An 18,283-nucleotide genomic window follows, 5' to 3' on the forward strand; every position below is an offset into this window, starting at 1 on the left:
GCCAACTCATCTGGAATCACCGGTGATGACGTCGTTATGGCATGGCTGTTCGGTGATGCAAAATTCAATCAATTGTGATCGAGGATCTGGTGCTATTGATACATCAGGATAATGTGGACATTGAAACCGCGGGAAGGCACTTGAAAAACGAAAGAACAAATCATCACGACATTGCTTCCTCGTGCGGTTTCCACGACGATAATGATGGAACTTCGTTAATGGGTAAGAGAGGCAAACGTGGACGATTCTCACGAACAGTCTGATGAACTCGATCGTCAGTTTGAGATGCGCACAGATCGCGCAGAGAAGATGTTCCTGGATTGTCATTTGCGATCTGCAGTGCAACTGGCGAAAGAGACGACTCGACAGGCGAAACAGTATCAACGGGCAAACAATTATTTGTATGGATTGTTTGATCTGATGCGATTCGGGCATGGGATGCTCGATCCTGTGATGACTCGGGACGCGGCGGTCGAACTCGTTTTGCTGCTGCAGGATGAGGAACAGGCACGTCGCATTCAGCCTGACCTCGACGAAGGTCTGTATCACTGGATCTGCTCGTGGATGTCCAGTTGTGCTTACGACAATCTGGCCGAAGCCACCGGGATGATGTCTGGCTACAACTCGCCGGGGATGCAGGAGTGCATCAATGACGGCATTCAGGTGTGCCGTCAGACTGGCAAGATGGAATGCATCAAATGTTTTCGCGAGTACGCTGCCGACGTCTATCTTGCCGCTGATGATCTGGCGATGGTCCGACATCAATGCCAGACGTTGATGGAAGTGCGTGACGAGGATAACAATCAGAAAGACCGTCGTTCTTCCACGCTGCAGAAACTGGCCTGGGTCAACATTCTGGAAGGCCGACTGCAACGGGCGTTGCGTGATCTCGATCAGGCGCTTTCGTTGAGCAATGCAGAGAAGGTGTATACCAAGCTGCGCTCGACGATCCTTGTGAATATCGATCGCCATGAGTTACGTCTTCTGATTGGGGAAACGGTTGCTCCGATCCCGGAAGGTCTCCCTGACTTTGAGGCAGGTGAGTGGCCTCGATTGGAGTTTGAGTGCGAGAAGCTGACCGCCCTTTCTGAAGTCATGACCGGTCAGTTGGACGCGGGGATTGCCAGACTGACAGAACTTGATCGCCGTCTGACTGAGATCAAGTCGGTGAAAGACTGGTTCGAAATCCGTCTGCGTTTGATTGCGGCATATTTACTGCACGGCAAGCGCTCGCGGGCGATTGCTCTGGGGAAAGGTCTTGAAGCGCGCGCCACAGAGGCTCAGGATTATCTAACGCTTCGTCGATGGAAGCGGTTGATGGATGAGAGCGTCGCTCCGTGTGCGATTCCGTTGCTGGCCGATCCTGATGCTGGCCCATTCTGCGTGAATAAAGTCACAGAAGAGGTCGCGTTGCAGGCAAGCGACGAGGACGAGATCGAGCATGGATTCGAGAACGATCCTGATGACGAAATCATTCAGGAAGTGACGCCGTTGTCGGAAACACTTTCGCAGTACATGCACGAGATCATGGACAGCGAAAAGGATGAAGAAACTCGACGCGATATTCTCGATCAAATGCTGAGCCATGAGCCATCATCCATTGAGGATGCTGGCGACGCGGCATATCTCGTGCACCTGTCTCGTTATGTCATTCAGGGGCCAGATGATGCCATGCGGATCTGGCCGTGGGCTGATGCGATTCGTCGTCACTTCACAGAAGATGCGACAGTTTTGAGTGTGGTCGCAACACTGGGGCACTTCTTTCGGAATGCCGACCCGGAGAACTTCGGCGAATTGATCAACCGGGAAGACATCGACAAATGGTTTCGGCTGTCTATGTCGATGAATCCCAATCATCCCCGAAATCACTCTCGGGCGGGAAACTACTTCCTCGATGAAGACTTGCATGGCGATGCTGAACGGGCATTTTCCCGCGCGTTTCGCCTCGATCGTGCCGATGGAGCAACTGCTCATCAACTTGCCGAGTTATATCGAGAGACGGAACGGCCTCGTGATGCGATGGCTGTTTTGGACATCTGTCTGAGAAAAGGCTCGAAAGACGCGAACGTTGCCTGGGAAGCGGCCATGACGGCGTTGCAGCTCAAGCAATATGACATGCAATTGACGTATCTTGACCGTCATCAGGTGCTCGCAGAAAAAGTTCCCGTCTGGCACCACTATTATCGTGGGTTGGCGCTGTTTCATCTGGGACGCTATGAAGAGTGCCTGAAGGAGTTGGATGAAGAGCTTGAACGTCGTCCCCCAGGACTGTTCCATATCCACGTGATTCGGGTCTGTGCATACACGGAGATGGGCCAGTTGTCCGATGCCCGACCTGAACTGGAAAAGCTTCTTGAAATATCACTGGTCGATGTTGACTATCTTTCGTTTCATGGACTGGTGCGTGCCGCTGAAGTGCTGTGCGACTCCATTGTGCTCTGGCCGGAAGATGATGTCTTGCGACATCGACTTATTCAGCGATTCCTGAAAGCCGGGTTAGTTGCTGACAGCTACTTCAACATGCTGCGGGAGACTCGTCGTGAATCCGGGGACATTCACTTTTATCGAGTGCAGATTCAACAGCCACTCGATGATCATTGGAAGACATCCGAAGGTTGTCTCCCAGGTCAGGAAGACTGGCCGGACTATCTGATTGACTGGGGAGTCCTTGCTGAAACGCAGCAGGAGGCGATTGACATGGTTCTTGCATTTCAGGAACAGTGCGAATCGGCTCTCCCGCTCTTGATGCATGTTGACGCCAGTGAAGAAATCTTTCGTGATCGGCCGGGGGTTGTCTGGCAGGGATACCGACGCCATGAAGTGATCGGCGCACCTGATGAAGATGACTATTCCGAACACGATCCCGACTTGGACGACTAGACCTGTTCGGTTTGTCATGTGTCCGCGTGATTGCTGTATTGACAGGCAAGTGACTGAATTGCGATTGCCCACGATTGTGGAATCGATTTGGACACGCCCTATTGAAGGTTTTTGAAGACATGTTTCCCTCGACACGACTCCGCCGACTCCGCCGACATCCACAACTGCGTGAACTGGTTCGTGAAACGACTCTCAGTCCTCGCGACATGATCCTTCCGTTGTTTGTGAAATTTGGTCGCGACCAGAAGGTCCCAATTGGCTCGATGCCTGGGAATTTCCAGCTGTCTGTCGATCGACTGGCGGACGAGATTAAAGAAATTCGAAGTCTCGGGATTCCGGGAGTCATCCTGTTCGGAATTCCAGAAACAAAAGACGCTGACGGTTCTGACGCAAGATCTGATAGCGGGATCATTCAACAGGCGATTCACGAGATTAAATCTGTCGATGATTCGCTGCTGGTGATTACCGATGTGTGTTACTGTGAATTCACAGATCATGGACATTGCGGAGTGCTGGTCGAAGATCACGGGCATGTTGACGTCGATAATGACCAGACATTGATTCTGCTGCAGGAACAGGCTGTCAGTCACGCCAGAGCAGGGGCCGATATGGTCGCTCCAAGCGGTATGATGGACGGAATGATTGAAGCGATGCGGTTTGCGCTCGATCAGGAAGGGTTCTCGCATCTTCCGATTATGAGCTACGCGGCGAAATACTGTTCAGGCTTCTATGGTCCGTTTCGGGAAGCCGCAGAGAGTACTCCTCAATTCGGAAATCGGGCGACCTATCAGATGGACCCGGCCAATGGGAATGAGGCATTGCGCGAGGTTGAGCTCGATATCGCAGAAGGGGCAGACATTCTGATGGTGAAGCCTGCTTTGAGCTATCTCGATATCATTCGCCGAGTCAAAGAAGCGGCTCCAGGGTTACCATTGGCGGCGTACAACGTGAGTGGGGAATTTGCGATGGTCAAGGCGGCCGCTGCCAACGGCTGGATCGATGAACAACGAGTTACATTGGAGATCCTGACCAGTATCCGCCGTGCCGGCGCCGACATGATTTTGACTTATCACGCCAAAGAAGCGTCTCAGTGGCTCAATGGGTAACTGAGTGGCGGGTCGATTTTGTCGGCTGTACCGATCGGGTGGATTCCTGCTTTGAAGTGAGTGATCTGAGGAATTTTGAGGAATCCCCCGTAAGCAGGAGGGCGACCTGCGGTAGCCCTGATGATCCGAGTGATTCAGAACGCGAATGTCAGTCAATATCCAGAGAAAGACAGCCTGTTATTCTGCAGGATTCGGCAACGGATGTGAGATTCGCCATGCGGACTTCAGTGTGCAAATCACCTCTGGTTGTTGATTTCTCGACTCAGATGAGTTTTCGATTGGAGAGGAACATCTTATCGTTGTGTCGTCTGGGGACTCGAGGTGTGCTCCCTGAAGAAGCCGACTCAAGACCGTTTTAAAGGATACTGTGATGGACGTTTGGCCGATTGGGGTATTCACTTCGCTGGACGCCGGTTTAGGTGTTCGTCTCGACGTGGTAAAAGAACTGGGAATTCCAACAGTTCAGATTCACGCTCCATCCCCAGAAAATCGCAATGAAGCTGCTGCATCAGAGTTTTTGAAGCGCTGTGCCGACGCCGGGGTGACCATTACCGCAGTCTTCGGCGGGTTTGATGGCGAGAGCTACGCCAGCATCGCAGAAACTGCTCGCACAGTCGGACTGGTTCCAGAAGCCACCCGAGCTGCTCGCGTTCAGGAAATGAAAGAGATCTCGGATTTCGCTCGTCATCTGGGATGCAAGACTGTTGGTCTGCACATCGGGTTCGTGCCATCCGATCGCTCATGCGAGAGCTATAAAGGTCTGATCGATGCGACTCGTGACCTTTTGGACCATGTTGCCGCCAACGGGCAACAGGTGAATCTGGAAACCGGACAAGAAACAGCTGCTCACCTGCTGGAATTCATTGACGACGTTGATCGTGACAACCTGTTCATCAACTTCGATCCAGCGAACATGATTCTGTACGGGACAGGGAACCCGATTGATGCACTGAAGACCGTGGGCCATCTGGTTCGCAGCTGTCACTGCAAAGACGGAACCTGGGCGGCCGATAACGAACGCGGTGTGGGCTGGGGCCGTGAAGTGGCCTTGGGGACCGGTGACGTTGGAATCGAAAACTACCTGCGAACTCTGCAGTCTGTTGGCTATACAGGCCCACTGACCATCGAGCGCGAAATTCCAGAAGAACGTGAACGCCAGAAAGCAGACGTCGGTCAGGCCGTGCGACTGCTGGAAGAACTTCGCAGCAAAATCTTCAGCGAAAAGACCGCATAGTTCATTGTTCGGGCATGACCACTTACGGCACACTGCCAGCGTCATCGCCTGAGCTTTGACTCACGTTCAATGAAAACATCCGGTCCCAGCGATGGGGATCCGGATGTTTTTATTGGGACACGATGCTGTGTCGGGAACTGCGATTGTGAATCTGCGATCCGTGTTTATGGAGTCCCCGTTGCCGGTGCGCTGTGCATCATCTGGTTGAACGCATTGGGATCAAACGCATCTTTTCGGTTTTGCTTGCGGATCTGTTGCAGTTCCGGAGTGTTCTGACTCTGGATTAACGACATTGGAGCCGATGGCAGCGTCGCCGGGGGACTCGCAGTCCTCTCGGTGCCGGAAGTCTGAATGCCGGGTGTTTGCACACTTGCTGGTTGAATGCCGGAGGCTGATCTCACACCAGCGGGAGTGGTGTGAGATGCCTGCTGAATCGGCGAAGCTGCTGCTGGCTGCGGTGTCATACCGGCTGGTCGCTCCTGGGCCATTTGAATGACCCATTGTTCCAGTAATTTGTACTGTGCGTGACGATTTGCAGCGAAGATATTCTGGTGGTGACGTGTCTTCTCGCACGGTTTAATGAGGAGCGGACTCTGTTTTGGATTGTCGTAGTCGATCCATTCCAGCAGCACACGGACATTACTTTCGCTCGCCAGACGTAAGTTTCGGGACGAAAGACGCACGTTGGTCAGTTTCAACTGATTCTGTGATATTTGTCCGTGACAGTTTCCATTCCCGCAGGCGTTCATGAGTAATGGCTGAACCTGATTGACGAAGTCGAGTTGCGGTTTCAGCGGTGCCCCCGTCTCGACACGTCCTCTCTCGGCAGCGGATGCGAGTTGCGGGATTGCGGTCATCTGCAATTTTTCAGCAGACAACTGTGGCTGTTGAGTCTGGACGATCCGATCGAGTTTTTGAAGCAAAGCAACAGCTTCACTTCGGGTCGGTTCCAGTTTCAACGCGGATTGGACTTCTGTGTATGCCTGCGACCAGAGGCCGTTCGTGACGCACCATTCGGCCAGCATCAGATGGGATTCTGCCGACGGAGTCCGGAAACTGTCACGGTAGGCTTCATAGGCAGCGACAAGATTGATCGCAGTGACACTGATTTGATCGAACGGAAGAATGACTTTGTTGCCATCCGGTTGTTCAATGCGATACCCGCCTGGAACCTCTGTCATCCACCCCTGAAAAATGCGGCCATCATTGAGGACGGCGACACTGGTTTGCTTCGGTTGTTGCGCAGGCAGAAGATTGCCGTTCCCCAATGACATCGCGACGACCGTGGCGGCCGTTGCGAGTTTCAAGGAAGCAACACGAAGGATGGCTGGAAAATTTCGCAGATCGGGCATGATGTGCTCCTGTCTGGAGAAGGAGCCCGGAAGGGAACTTGAAATGTGGTCGAAGTCTCGGACTGACGCCAAATTCGGTCAAGATGCGATTCCCGGATCCCCCCAATCTGCACTTTTGTCCCATTCCGATCTGCGGGATTGGCCGATTCTTGGTCGCTGCTGGTGAAAGATGAGGGGAAATTGATAAATTGGCACAACTTCCGTCGATGAAAACGTCGCCCGCAGGGTTCACAAAGATTGTGGACCCACTGGTGGGCAGAATTGGCTCGGAACAGATCGACCACCCTAATCGGGGTCGCGAACTTCCTGGCGTTGGAGCATACGCATGCCGAAGATTCGATGTCAGGGTTGTCAAACGGTTCTCAACGCCCCGGAGAGTGCTCGTGGGAAGGTCATTGCCTGCCCTAAGTGCAGTACCAAATTGAAAGTCCCTGCCGGCACCGCCGCTGCGGCTCCTCAGCCTAAGAAGCAGGATCAAGCGGTCGATTTTGGCTCGCTTGATCTGGATCGGCTGAGTCAGGCCGGTGAAGAGGGAACGCAGATCTGCCCTTATTGTGCGGCAGAGCTCGATCCTGAAGATCCCGTCTGCCGTGGTTGCGGGATGAATGTGCAAACCGGCCAGATGGATCGTGGGGAACAACGTCGTCGATCGATCAAAGGGCCGGACCCTCGCGAGTTCTATAAGAACGCATGGAAGGGCTCCTGGGAGTTTCTGCTCGAAAATACATCGATTGCTGTTCGGACAGGTCTGTTCTGGTGGTTGTTTGCCACCATCAACGCAATCTGTGCTTACATGTCCTTCGTTTATTGTAAGACGTGGCCGACGCAGTTGTTCTGGGGAAGCCTGATGCTGATGTCGGCATCAGGGATTCCGGGATGGTTCCTGTACGTGATTCTGAAAGTGATCATGTCGTCGATCACTCGAGAACCGTTTCGGCAGGATCGCGTTCATTTCGATTTCTTCCAGTCTGTCGCCGGAGGAACGCGAACGGTCTTCTGGCCGCTGGTTGTGATTGGCCCCTTTTTGCCACTCACCTTGTTGATCTATTTGCTACTGCTGATGACAAATAATCCACTGGCCTTCAATGCCTGGTTCTTGTTCGGTGCAGTTGCAGTGATTCAGGCGTTACCGATCATGGTCCTGCCGATCGCGCTCGTTCACATGACAACCAAGCATACTTATAAAGCCTGGATTTTATGGGAACTGCTGCAGATCTTTGTGAAGAACGTCGGCCCGACGCTGTATCTGCTTTTCATCTCAGCTCTCGCTTTTGCTCCGACACTGTTACTTGCCGGAGGAATCTTCTTCTTCCTGGGAGCCAGCAATCCGCTGGTGAGTGAAGTCATCGTTGGGGGCCCCATCGGAGAAGACAAGTTTTCGCCCGGTTTGACGGGGAATATTGCTCTGTGGATCATGAAGCTTGTCGAATTGGGAACGGCTCAGGATTCCGTTTACTACACGATTATCAAAGGGCTCATCAATATCGCTGCAACGGCGATTGTGATGGCTCCAATTGCATTCTGTGCTGCGTTTCCGGCTGTGTTTGTGATGAAGGCGACAGGGTTGTTCGGTTACTACCAGAATCGTTCTCTGGACCTCGTGACTCGGATGCTACCGGGAACTCCAGCCACATTCTGGGTTCGCTACCTCGCTCATACCGTCGACCGATTGTTCCTGCCTCTGGCATGCTTCCTTGTGACCTCCAATCCCAAAGCGCTGATGGCGGGTTGGGCGTGCATTGCGTTTGCGGTTTTGATCTGGTTCTTTTCACCAGCACTAATTCCGTTGGCTCTATTGGGAGTGCCGCTTTACCTGTCGTGGATGTACTGGGCCGTTCAGGAGTCATCTCAGTTACGATCGACCCTGGGGAAAGATACTTTTGGTCTGATGGTCGAAACTGAAGACGATAAAACCTTGACTCTTAAGCAGGCGACATTCAAATGGTTCTTGAGGGAACTCTGGTTTTTCTCTTTTGGTCTTCCATTTCTGCTCGCGGCATTTCATCCTGAAAAACGTGCGCTCCATGACCTCGTTACAAGAACGAAAGTTGTTTTCCGAGGAGACAAGTAATTCACACCGGTTTGGGTCTCTTCCCGCAGAATTGATGCGAGTGACCTGACCGTCTGTGAGTTGGATTTCTGCAAGTGATTGTCACTGTTCAGCAACTTCGTTTACCCAACGTCCAGTATGTATCTTCAGGACGTTGATTCCCTGCAATGAGTTGGAGACACCTGTGAGTGATGAGCAGACCGGGTCGATTCGCCGCCTTGAAGAGAATATTGCAAAGGTTCTGCTAGGAAAGAACGAAGTCATTCGCCTGTGCGTGGTGGCGCTGCTGGCAGAGGGGCACCTGCTACTCGAAGATGCGCCAGGACTTGGGAAGACATCACTGGCCAAGGCAATTGCACACAGTTTGAATTGCAGTTTCAAACGTTTGCAGTGTACGCCGGATTTGTTGCCCAGCGACATTCTGGGAGCGAGCGTCTTTCTTCAGGGTCGGGGAGAGTTTGAGTTTCGAAAAGGACCAATCTTTACGAACGTCTTTCTCGCAGACGAGATCAATCGCAGTACGCCACGAACTCAGAGTGCGCTGCTGGAAGCGATGATGGAACGACAGGTCACAACAGACGGGCAAACGTATCCACTGGAACGTCCGTTTCTTGTGATTGCGACTCAGAATCCCTTCGAATTCGAAGGAACTTACCCACTGCCTGAGAATCAGATGGACCGGTTCATGGTCTGTACTGAAGTCGGTTATCCGAGCCAGATGGCAGAGCGAGCGATTCTGGTCAACCATCGCCTTGGGGAGCCAGTCGAAACATTGTCGGCGGTGATGACCGGACACGATCTCGGCCGGTTGCAGCAGGCTGTGCGATCTGTCGCTGTCGAGGACTCCATTTCGGACTACATGCTCGCGTTGGCACGAGCAACGCGCGAACATAAAGAATTGAGTCTGGGCGTCAGTATTCGCGGAATTCTGTCGCTCTATCGGGCTGTGCAGAGTCTGGCGATGTGTGAAGGACGCAACTTTGTCATTCCGGATGACGTCAAGCGTCTCGCGGTGCCGGTTCTCGCCCACCGTGTCGTCTGCAGCGGTGTGATTCGTGAGCGCCAGCGTCGACGTGCGAGAGAGATTATTCATCAAATCCTTGGGACGACCGCGGTTCCACAATAAAGCCGTTCTCTCATCAGAATGGGAACAGTCACCGGAGGGATGTCTTTCGGTGCTCGTTTCGTCTTTCACGTGGATCGCATTACTTTTTCAGACTGACGTTCTGCCATGTTGCTCAATTGGTCATTTGCCGGGACCTGCTGGCAGCTGGGGGCATTCCCCAAAATCATGGGGATTGTGAACGTCACTCCAGATAGCTTTTCTGATGGAGGCCAATGGGCGTCGACTCAGGCGGCTGTGGAACATGCACTTCAACTGATTGAGCAGGGAGCTGATCTCCTCGATATCGGTGGGGAATCGACCAGACCTTTTTCAGAGCCGGTTTCGGAAGAAGAAGAACTGCGTCGAGTGATCCCGGTGATTGAGGCTCTTTCCTCTCAAACGCAGGTGCCCATCTCTGTTGATACGATGAAGGCCGTCGTTGCGAAAGAATCACTGGCAGCAGGGGCCGTGATCGTCAATGACATCTCTGGACTGGAATTCGACAGCCGGATGGTCGATGTCTGTGCGGCGAGTGATTGCGGAGTCATCCTGATGCATATGCAGGGGACCCCGCAGACGATGCAGGTTGATCCACATTATGACTGCGTTGTCACAGAGGTGCAGCAGTATCTGAATGATCGACTTCAGGTGTTGGAGAAGTCCGGGATTCCGTCGGATCGCCTCATGATTGATCCAGGTGTCGGCTTTGGGAAAAAAGCCCAGCACAACCTCGAAATTCTGTCGTCGATTGAGAAATTTCGGCAAGGTGGTCGCCCTGTTCTGATTGGACATTCCAGAAAGGGCTTTCTGAAAAAACTCGTGGGACGCCCTGTCGATGAACGTCTGGCAGGAACCATTGGAGTTTCTGTGACATTAGCCGAACAGCATGTCGACATGCTGAGAGTGCATGATGTTGCTGCAGTCCGCGATGCCCTTGTTGCCTGGAATACAATTCGCACATCCAATCTGCCTGTTTGAGCATCATTCACAGACAGATTGTTCTATGATTACGGAAGGCAATGGGACGCTGTGCGCTGAGAAGCACCGGATTCCTGAATGCGTCTCCTTCGTGCTGGGTATCGAGAATTCAATGAGTGTACTGCAATATCATCCACGTAAACGCTATCTCGTTCCGTTCCACATCAAGCGAATCCCGCATGTGTTTGCGGATGTGTTGATCATCGGGGCAGGGATTGCCGGGATTCGTGCAGCTCTTGAGATCGATCCTCGATTGCGTGTGATCATGATCACAAAAGATGTGATCAACCTTTCGAACAGTGCCTGGGCTCAGGGAGGAATTGCCGGAGCGCTCGATCCCTCCGATGCCACCGAGAATCATGCTGAAGATACGATGATTGCCGGGGCAGGTCTTTGTAACCCAGATGTCGTTCAGGCAGTGGTCGGCGCCGCTCCGCAACTGATTCGTGACTTGGCTGAACTGGGGGCGAAGTTCGACTTAAAGAATGGAACCATCGCACTGACCACCGAAGGAGGACACAGTCATCCTCGTATTGCGCACGCTCTTGGAGATGCGACCGGGAAAGAGATCATGCGGGCGTTAATTGCGTCTGTACGCGGAGCCGATTGGGCTGAAATCTGGGAGAAGACCTTCACAATCGATCTGCTGACAAACGAAGGCGTCTGCTGCGGAGCACTGGTCTGGAATGCTCAACACGGTCGCACTTTTGTCTGGGCGAAGCAGGTGATTCTGGCGACGGGTGGGGCCGGAAAGGTCTATCGCGAAACAACGAATCCCGATATCGCGACCGCAGATGGGCATGCAATTGCGTTTCGTGCCGGGGCGGAACTTCGTGATATGGAGATGATGCAGTTTCACCCGACGGTTCTCTACATCGCCGGAAGTAGTCGGCATCTGATTTCAGAAGCGGTTCGTGGTGAAGGAGGGAAGCTGGTCGATGTGACTGGTTACCAGTTCATGAAGGATTACGACGAACGTGGCGAACTGGCCCCGCGTGATATTGTCAGTCGTGCGATTACCGATCAGATGGAGAAGACGCGTCATCCGTGTGTCTATCTCGACGTCTCTCACCTTGATCCAGAACTGGTTCGAAATCGCTTTCCGCACATCAGCCAGATGTGTCGTGAGTTCGGGCTCGATATTCTTCGCGATCGCATCCCTGTTCGTCCCGGTGCTCATTACATGATGGGCGGTTTGACTGTGGACCTGCACGGACGCACGACGTTGCCGCATCTCTGGGCAGCAGGTGAAGTGACGTCCAGTGGGCTGCATGGAGCCAATCGTCTTGCCAGTAATAGCCTGCTGGAAGGGTTGTATTACGGAGTGCATGCAGGGCAGGGAGCTTCCAAAGCTGCGCTGCAGATTCCGGACCATTTTACGGTTCCACCAGTCGAGTCCGCCTCGTTTGGGGAACGTACTGAGGTTGACGAATTGAACCTTGTGGACCTTCAGAATTCACTGGGGGCGATCATGTGGCGAAACGTTGGGATTCGCCGTGATGAGGCCGGCTTGAACGCAGCGCTCGCTCAGGTCGACTTCTGGGATCGTTACGTTTCCACCAGAGAATTCCATGCGGTCGCAGGTTGGGAATTGCAGAATATGTTGCTGGTTTCCCGATTGATGATTGAGTCGGCCAAGGCGAGAAAAGAGAGTCGTGGCGTTCACTTTCGAAGTGATTTTCCGTTCACAGATCCTGCCGCGGCAAAGCATATTACGATCAGCGAATAAGCTGCCTCGCAGAGCTGATGTCAGACCCTGACACGCAGAACCCCGACTGAATCATCCGGCCACATCTTCAGGGCACGATTTGGCAGGGTGACATGTCGTGGTTAAATTGCTGCTGCACGAACAGCGACGCCATCCTGCACATCATCGCCGGGGTGGCTGATGACAATATCCCCCTCTTTCAGTCCGTCCAGTACCTGTGCTGTGATTCCGTTATCTTTGCCAATCTGAATGGGGCGGAGAACAGCTTTCCCGTTGGAGACGATGAAGGTGGCCCAGTCTTTTCCTGACCGGAAGAGAGCCGAAGTTGGCACAATCAGTTCGTCTTCGCTTTCCCAGACGATCACTTCCACTTCCACTCTGTATCCATCTCCCAATGCAGAGTATTCGCTGGGAGACCCGAGCAAGTCGAAGATCACATTCACCCGTTGTTCTTCGACTCCCAAGGCCGAGATCTTGGTGAATCCTGAAGGTTCGATCAGTCGAACGACTCCCGGTAAGTCTTTGGGGCCACCCCAGTGAACAAATCGAGTGCTTTGCCCTGGCCGCATTTTCACGGCATCATTGGAAAGAATGTCGGCGATCACTTCGAGTTCAAACGGATTGCCGACCTCGATAATCGGCATGCCCGGAATCAGAACGGCAGCACTTTCCTGAACCAGCTTCAAGACACGGCCATTCACAGGGGACCGGATTTCAAAAGCCGAATCCGCCTCCTCGTCGGACTTTTCTCGTGTCATGTGAATCAGTGCCGCTTTTTCCTGTTCCAGTTCAAACTTCACAACGTCTTCTTGAAAACGAGCGGAATTGACGAGTTCGGTTTGTTTCAGAAACGTGAGATGAGCCTGCTCTAATTGAGCGTCAGTTGCGGCATCGCTTTTGCGAAGGTGCTTGTAACGCTCGTGGTCGATGCGTGCTTGTTCTAATCCGTCCACTGCCACCCGCACGTCAGTCTGAGCTCGACTTAACCGACGTTCCGCTGCTTTGATGGCAGCTTCCACACGCGCTTGTTCACGTGGGTTCAAGAAGGCGGGAACGACCGGAAGAATTCGTGCAACCACGGTTTCTCCTTGACGAACTTCGTCGCCGACTTCCAGATTCACACGCTGCAACTGTCCGGCGATGGGGCTGGAGATGACATAGCGTTCGCGCACCCGAGTTCGACCATCGTCTCGGATTGCAACTTCCATTCGTCCCCGTTTGACTGATGCCAGTTCGACTGTGATTGGTTGCGGACGCATCGCCATGATCACGGCACTCAGGACCGCGACGGCAATCAGAGTTCCCAATAATCGTTTCAGCCAGTTACTACGTTTACGCATGTTGCTGATCAATGAATGCTAAAATCAATAAAAGGGAAAACCGATTTTGAATTGACGTTGCAGGCCAGCTGAAAAGCCTGCTCTCGGGGCGTCAGGGAGATCGAACCAAGCTGATATTCTTATTCTTTGCTTTTCAATGATCCAATCATATCCAGTTGACTGATTTGTTTCTGTACTGACCAGCCGGAGGCCATCGCGGACAGAAATGTGACTGTCGCTGCGAGTCCGAGCGTGTAGTTGCTGATAATCAGGGGCATTCGAAAATTCTCTGATTCAAATGACATGACAAGGATTGCACAAAAGCCAAAGCCGATCATGTAGCCCAATGGAATTGCGAGGAGCGTCAGGATCGACAACTCTCCGAGGAGAATCTTGGAAACCTCCCATCGGGTGAACCCGATCACGCGGAGTGTCGCAAATTCCCGACTCCGTTCTGCCAGTGAAATTCGGGCCGTGTTAAAGACGACTCCGAAAGCGATGATGCACGCGAACATCATATTGACGCTTTGCATCCGCAACTGGTTCTCGGCAACTGTCTTTTTGAAGCTTTCAACCACGGTATCTTTGACGAGAACGCTGGCAACGCGCGGGGTCTGCTTCAAACGCTGATACAGTTCATCCGCGTACAGTGGATCGACCATCAGGAAGGCCGCGTTGCAGGCATCCGTTTCCTGCAAGATTTGATGCAACTGATCACGATACATGTAAGCATTCACGCCAGTCATTTCATTGACGATCCCGTTGACCGGGATTTCCAGTGTCAGATTGTCCCGTTCGAGAATGTCGACGACCAGTGTTTCACCAACTCGCACATCCAGAATCTCAGCCAGTTTCTTTCCCAGAACGAGCCCTTGAGGCGGCATCTTCAATGGACGTTCTTTCACACTGATAATGCGGTAAAGGGTCGGCTCGTCTCCGATTCCGGTAATGGTCGAAAGTCGGGAACGATTCATTGAGCGGAAGCGGACAGGAACCGTTCTCATCGTTTCAACATGCATGACTCCGGGCTGCTGTTCCAGTTCACGACGAACGCGAGGGGAAGTCGGTTCAATGAAGGAGACCTGAACGTCATAGCGTTGAGTCAATGAAAACTGGAAGTACAACAGGTAACTGATCCCATCGACGGCGAAGCGTCCAAGGACCAGCACCGCGACGGCCATGGCAATACCGAGCGTCGACATCATGGATTTGATGGGACGACGTTCGAGTTCCCTTAAAACCATCTGAGCTGAAGTCGACAGCCAGTGATGAATCCCGACACGTTCTGCAAACGTGGGGCCAAAGTTGGCAGGAGGAGCAGGCCGCATTGCTTCCGCTGGTGGAAGTGAGACCGCTTTGTAAACCGGTCGAAGTGTCGCAAGGATCGCGGCGGTCATGGTGATGATCACACCAATCACGATTAACGGAAGATCGAATTCAAATTCAAAGGACGGAAACCTGAAAACGCTGGAGTACATTCTCGACATAAACTCCTGAAAATGAAGCCCTCCGGCAATTCCAATCACACTTCCGATACTGGCAATGACAAGGACGAACTTGGCATAGTGAATTCCGACTTCACGGTTGCTGTAACCGAACGCTTTCAACGAGGCGATCTGTTCACGTTGTGTGGTGATGATTCGTTCCAGAACCACATTTAACAGAAAGCATGCGACCCCGAAAAAGATCGTAGGGGCGACAATTGCCATGGATTGCAGTTGCTTCAGCTCATCGGAGAGAAATTTGGCGGACACCTGCAGGTTGCGACCATAAGCACCGGTGCAGCCATAAGGTTTCAGAAGTCGGTCGATGTCGGCAATGACAGCCGCTTCCGAAGCTCCATGTGTCAGTGTGGCGGCGACAGCGTTGAAGGCACCCTCCATGTTGTAAGCCGCTTCGAGTTCCAGTTCACTCATCCAGAAGATACCGAAGAGACGTTCGTCCGGGAGAAGAGTTCCCGGGCGGATCTGAAAGATGTATTCCGGAGTTAAAGCAAAGCCAACGATGGTGAGGGGCTGCATCCGGCCATTGATGACCGCTTTGAGTGTGCTGCCTAACTCCAGATGATTCGCAAGGGCAAACGCTTCGCTGACAAGCACTTCACCTGGACGAGAGTGATCAATCGGGCGTCCTTTGCGAATGAACACCCGATTCAGTGTTGGTTCGGAGTAGGGGGGGAGAGAGATGAAACGTCCCATCGCAGGTTCGTTCAAACCGGGAACGTCGATGACTGCCTGATTCACAATTCGCAGATCGAGTGCAGCGATTCCCGGGATCTGACGCAGGCGTTCGCCAATGGGCTTCGGGGCGCGTTTCACACCTGCAAAAACCTGAGCGAACCGGTACTGGTTGTAATAAGTGTCTCTGGTTCGTTTGAGGTAGCGATGGGTGCCGACGGCCATCATGAGAACTGCCAGCCCGCACGAAATGACCAGTGCGATTGCCAAAGCTTGCGCTGGCATCTGCAGAAGGTCACGGTACATTTTGCGATCAAGAGCAGACATCTCAAACAACAGTCTCAATGCCAGAACGACTCGGTCTTTTTCGACCAATCTGAGTCAAGATGTGATATTGCTAACGCCTGTTCGTTGATGATGACAGGTAGAGTTCGTAACTGGAAATTTCACCATTTCAGATCACGAACGGGAATCTTCTCGGTGTTCTTTTTATCTGAAACGATTTGACCATCACTTAATGTAATTACGGAATCTGCCATTTCGGAAATCATCGAGTTGTGTGTAATGACAATCGTTGACGTCCCGATCTCGCGATTGATCTGCTCAATGACTTCGAGCACAGTGATTCCGGTTTTGACATCCAATGCACCAGTCGGTTCGTCGCACAGGAGAACGTCCGGACGTTTCGCAATCGCTCTCGCAATCGCAACTCGTTGTTGTTCTCCTCCGGAAAGCTGGGATGGGAAGTGATTGATTCGCTTTCCCAGACCAACGAGTCTCAAGGCTTCGGCAGGAGGGAGCGGGTTGTCAACGATTTCGGTGACGAGTGCGACGTTCTCCTGAGCAGTGAGACTGGGGATCAGGTTGTAAAACTGGAAAACAAATCCGACATGCTGACGGCGAAATCTGGTGAGCTGTGATTCGTTGGCCTCTGTCAGATTCTGATCCCGGAACAGCACCGTCCCAGAGGTCGGGATGTCGAGCCCGCCAAGAATGTTTAACAAAGTCGACTTGCCACTGCCGGAAGGGCCCAGCAGCACAATGAATTTTCCTTCATGAAGATCAAGGTTGACTCCACGGAGTGCCTGGACTTCGACCTCGCCTTGTCCATAGATTTTTGTGACTCCGCGAACCCGAAATACAGTATTCATATAGTGATACAAAAAAGCCCTCTTCCATGTTCATTGGCAATGGAAGAGGGGGGGATGTTCGTGTCAGGTCAATGAAATTATTGAACGGCGTAGTCACCTTACAAGTACGATTTCATGAAAATCGAAGCCCAGGTGAGGGCTGATCACTACTTCGCAGCAGTGTTGAAGCCGAAGTCGCGTTTCAGGCTGCGCCAGACGGAGTGAATATGGTTTGCAGGGTTCCCCTGTGGGTCGTCCTGCACATTGATCAGTTCAAGAACGAATGTCGGACCTTCCACGCGGTAGTAGTGTGGAACTCCAGGTTTGGTTCCGCCGAGCCACGCAAAGTGGACGTTGTCGAAGCCAGCCTCTTTGATTTCGCTGAGTTGAACTTCGGAAATCGCTGGAGCAAGGTGGCTTGAATAAGTTTCAAGCAGCTTCCAGAGAATGGCCTTCTGTTTCTCGTTCAGGTCCTTAGCGCAAATCCCTTCGCCAGGTGTGCTCGGAGGATTTGGTTTGTTGTTGTTGCGATAGTCACCTGGTGCCTTGTCGGCGATGACTGTCTTCTTGAGCTGATCTTCAGTCATTGAGTCCAGAAGATCGAAGCCGAACTGTTCTTCGTCCGCCAATGTGCGAGTGCCAACTGGTGGACCATCTTCAATGTGGGTCTTGACTGTGGCTGGGCATGCTCCCCAGAAGCTTGGGGTGTCACCAATCACAATGCCATCTTTAACGACGAAATTCAGGGACAGGTGGTGCCCTTCAAAACTGTATCCCCAGGTTCCTTCCATGGCAGGTGTTCCGAAGATCGTCATGAAGTAACGCAATGGATCCCGAAATGGCCCGCCCCCTTTTTCGTCTTCCAGAAGATTGTTTTCGAGCGCCAAAATTAATCTGGCTTTCTTGTAACCTTCCGGGCTGAGTGACGATTCAATCAACTTAAAGCAGAGGTCTCGTTGAAACTGTGGCATCTCGCGAAGCTGGATGCCTTTTCGGACTGCTTTCGGAACGTTGGTCCAGTCGGTTCGCTCTTCGTGCTCGAATGGCAGCACCCCACGTTTGAGCTGTGCTTTGCTCAATCCGGCGATGTAGTTTTGAGCAGCGGTTGTCATGTCCTTGGCGAGTTGACTTGATTTGCTCGCATCTGCAATTGCACTGGAGGCAACTGCAAATACCAGTGCGACAGACATTGCCAGAAATCTCATAAATCTTGCTTTCGTCAACGAGGAATTTGGAGTTTCTGT

12 protein-coding genes are annotated in these 18,283 nt (G+C 52.5%); 7 read left to right on the forward strand and 5 right to left on the reverse strand.

Annotated elements, in window-relative coordinates:
* Nucleotides 1–237: 237 nt before the first annotated feature.
* The 3 genes from SH527x_RS18990 to SH527x_RS19000 all read left to right on the forward strand — a co-directional run bounded on the left by SH527x_RS18990 (nucleotide 238) and on the right by SH527x_RS19000 (nucleotide 5,220).
* Complete coding sequence (locus SH527x_RS18990) at nucleotides 238–2,880, forward strand: tetratricopeptide repeat protein (protein WP_437192265.1); 2,643 nt, start codon at nucleotides 238–240, stop codon at nucleotides 2,878–2,880.
* A 119-nt stretch (nucleotides 2,881–2,999) separates the two neighbouring features.
* Nucleotides 3,000–3,986, forward strand: coding sequence for a porphobilinogen synthase (gene hemB / locus SH527x_RS18995; RefSeq protein ID WP_437192266.1), 987 nt, complete (start codon nucleotides 3,000–3,002; stop codon nucleotides 3,984–3,986).
* Nucleotides 3,987–4,356: 370 nt separating this feature from the next.
* A complete protein-coding gene (locus SH527x_RS19000; RefSeq protein WP_437192267.1) occupies nucleotides 4,357–5,220 on the forward strand; it encodes a sugar phosphate isomerase/epimerase family protein in 864 nt (287 codons plus the stop codon).
* 164 nt (nucleotides 5,221–5,384) lie between these two features.
* Here the strand turns inward: SH527x_RS19000 and SH527x_RS19005 are convergent, their stop codons facing one another.
* The gene (locus SH527x_RS19005) at nucleotides 5,385–6,572 is read right to left on the reverse strand and encodes a hypothetical protein (protein ID WP_437192268.1); all 1,188 of its coding nucleotides are present in this window, start codon (nucleotides 6,570–6,572) and stop codon (nucleotides 5,385–5,387) included.
* Nucleotides 6,573–6,897: 325 nt separating this feature from the next.
* On the opposite strand from SH527x_RS19005, the gene SH527x_RS19010 reads away from it, so the two are divergent.
* From SH527x_RS19010 to nadB, 4 genes are all read left to right on the forward strand, one after another.
* A complete protein-coding gene (locus SH527x_RS19010) occupies nucleotides 6,898–8,643 on the forward strand; it encodes an RDD family protein (protein ID WP_437192269.1) in 1,746 nt (581 codons plus the stop codon).
* 163 nt (nucleotides 8,644–8,806) lie between these two features.
* Nucleotides 8,807–9,748 carry an AAA family ATPase gene (locus SH527x_RS19015; RefSeq protein WP_437192270.1) on the forward strand — a complete coding sequence of 314 codons (942 nt, stop codon included), beginning with the start codon at nucleotides 8,807–8,809 and terminating at the stop codon, nucleotides 9,746–9,748.
* Between the two features lie 105 nt (nucleotides 9,749–9,853).
* On the forward strand, nucleotides 9,854–10,705 hold the full coding sequence (folP, locus tag SH527x_RS19020) for a dihydropteroate synthase (protein ID WP_437192271.1): 852 nt from the start codon (nucleotides 9,854–9,856) through the stop codon (nucleotides 10,703–10,705).
* A 112-nt stretch (nucleotides 10,706–10,817) separates the two neighbouring features.
* A complete protein-coding gene (nadB, locus tag SH527x_RS19025; RefSeq protein WP_437192272.1) occupies nucleotides 10,818–12,434 on the forward strand; it encodes an L-aspartate oxidase in 1,617 nt (538 codons plus the stop codon).
* Nucleotides 12,435–12,535: 101 nt separating this feature from the next.
* Here nadB and SH527x_RS19030 read toward each other — a convergent pair whose 3' ends face one another.
* The 4 genes from SH527x_RS19030 to SH527x_RS19045 form a co-directional block, all read right to left on the reverse strand.
* Nucleotides 12,536–13,753 (reverse strand): efflux RND transporter periplasmic adaptor subunit, encoded by a 1,218-nt coding sequence (locus SH527x_RS19030; RefSeq protein ID WP_437192273.1) that lies wholly within the window; start codon nucleotides 13,751–13,753, stop codon nucleotides 12,536–12,538.
* Between the two features lie 119 nt (nucleotides 13,754–13,872).
* A complete protein-coding gene (locus tag SH527x_RS19035) occupies nucleotides 13,873–16,236 on the reverse strand; it encodes an ABC transporter permease (protein WP_437192274.1) in 2,364 nt (787 codons plus the stop codon).
* Nucleotides 16,237–16,355: 119 nt separating this feature from the next.
* Nucleotides 16,356–17,060, reverse strand: coding sequence for an ABC transporter ATP-binding protein (locus SH527x_RS19040; RefSeq protein WP_437192275.1), 705 nt, complete (start codon nucleotides 17,058–17,060; stop codon nucleotides 16,356–16,358).
* Between the two features lie 146 nt (nucleotides 17,061–17,206).
* Entirely contained in the window at nucleotides 17,207–18,229 is a 1,023-nt protein-coding gene (locus SH527x_RS19045; protein ID WP_437192277.1) for a DUF3500 domain-containing protein, read from the reverse strand.
* Nucleotides 18,230–18,283 lie beyond the last annotated feature (54 nt).

The sequence above is a fragment of the Planctomicrobium limosum genome (assembly GCF_051465645.1).
In the GTDB taxonomy this organism is placed as follows: domain Bacteria; phylum Planctomycetota; class Planctomycetia; order Planctomycetales; family Planctomycetaceae; genus Planctomicrobium.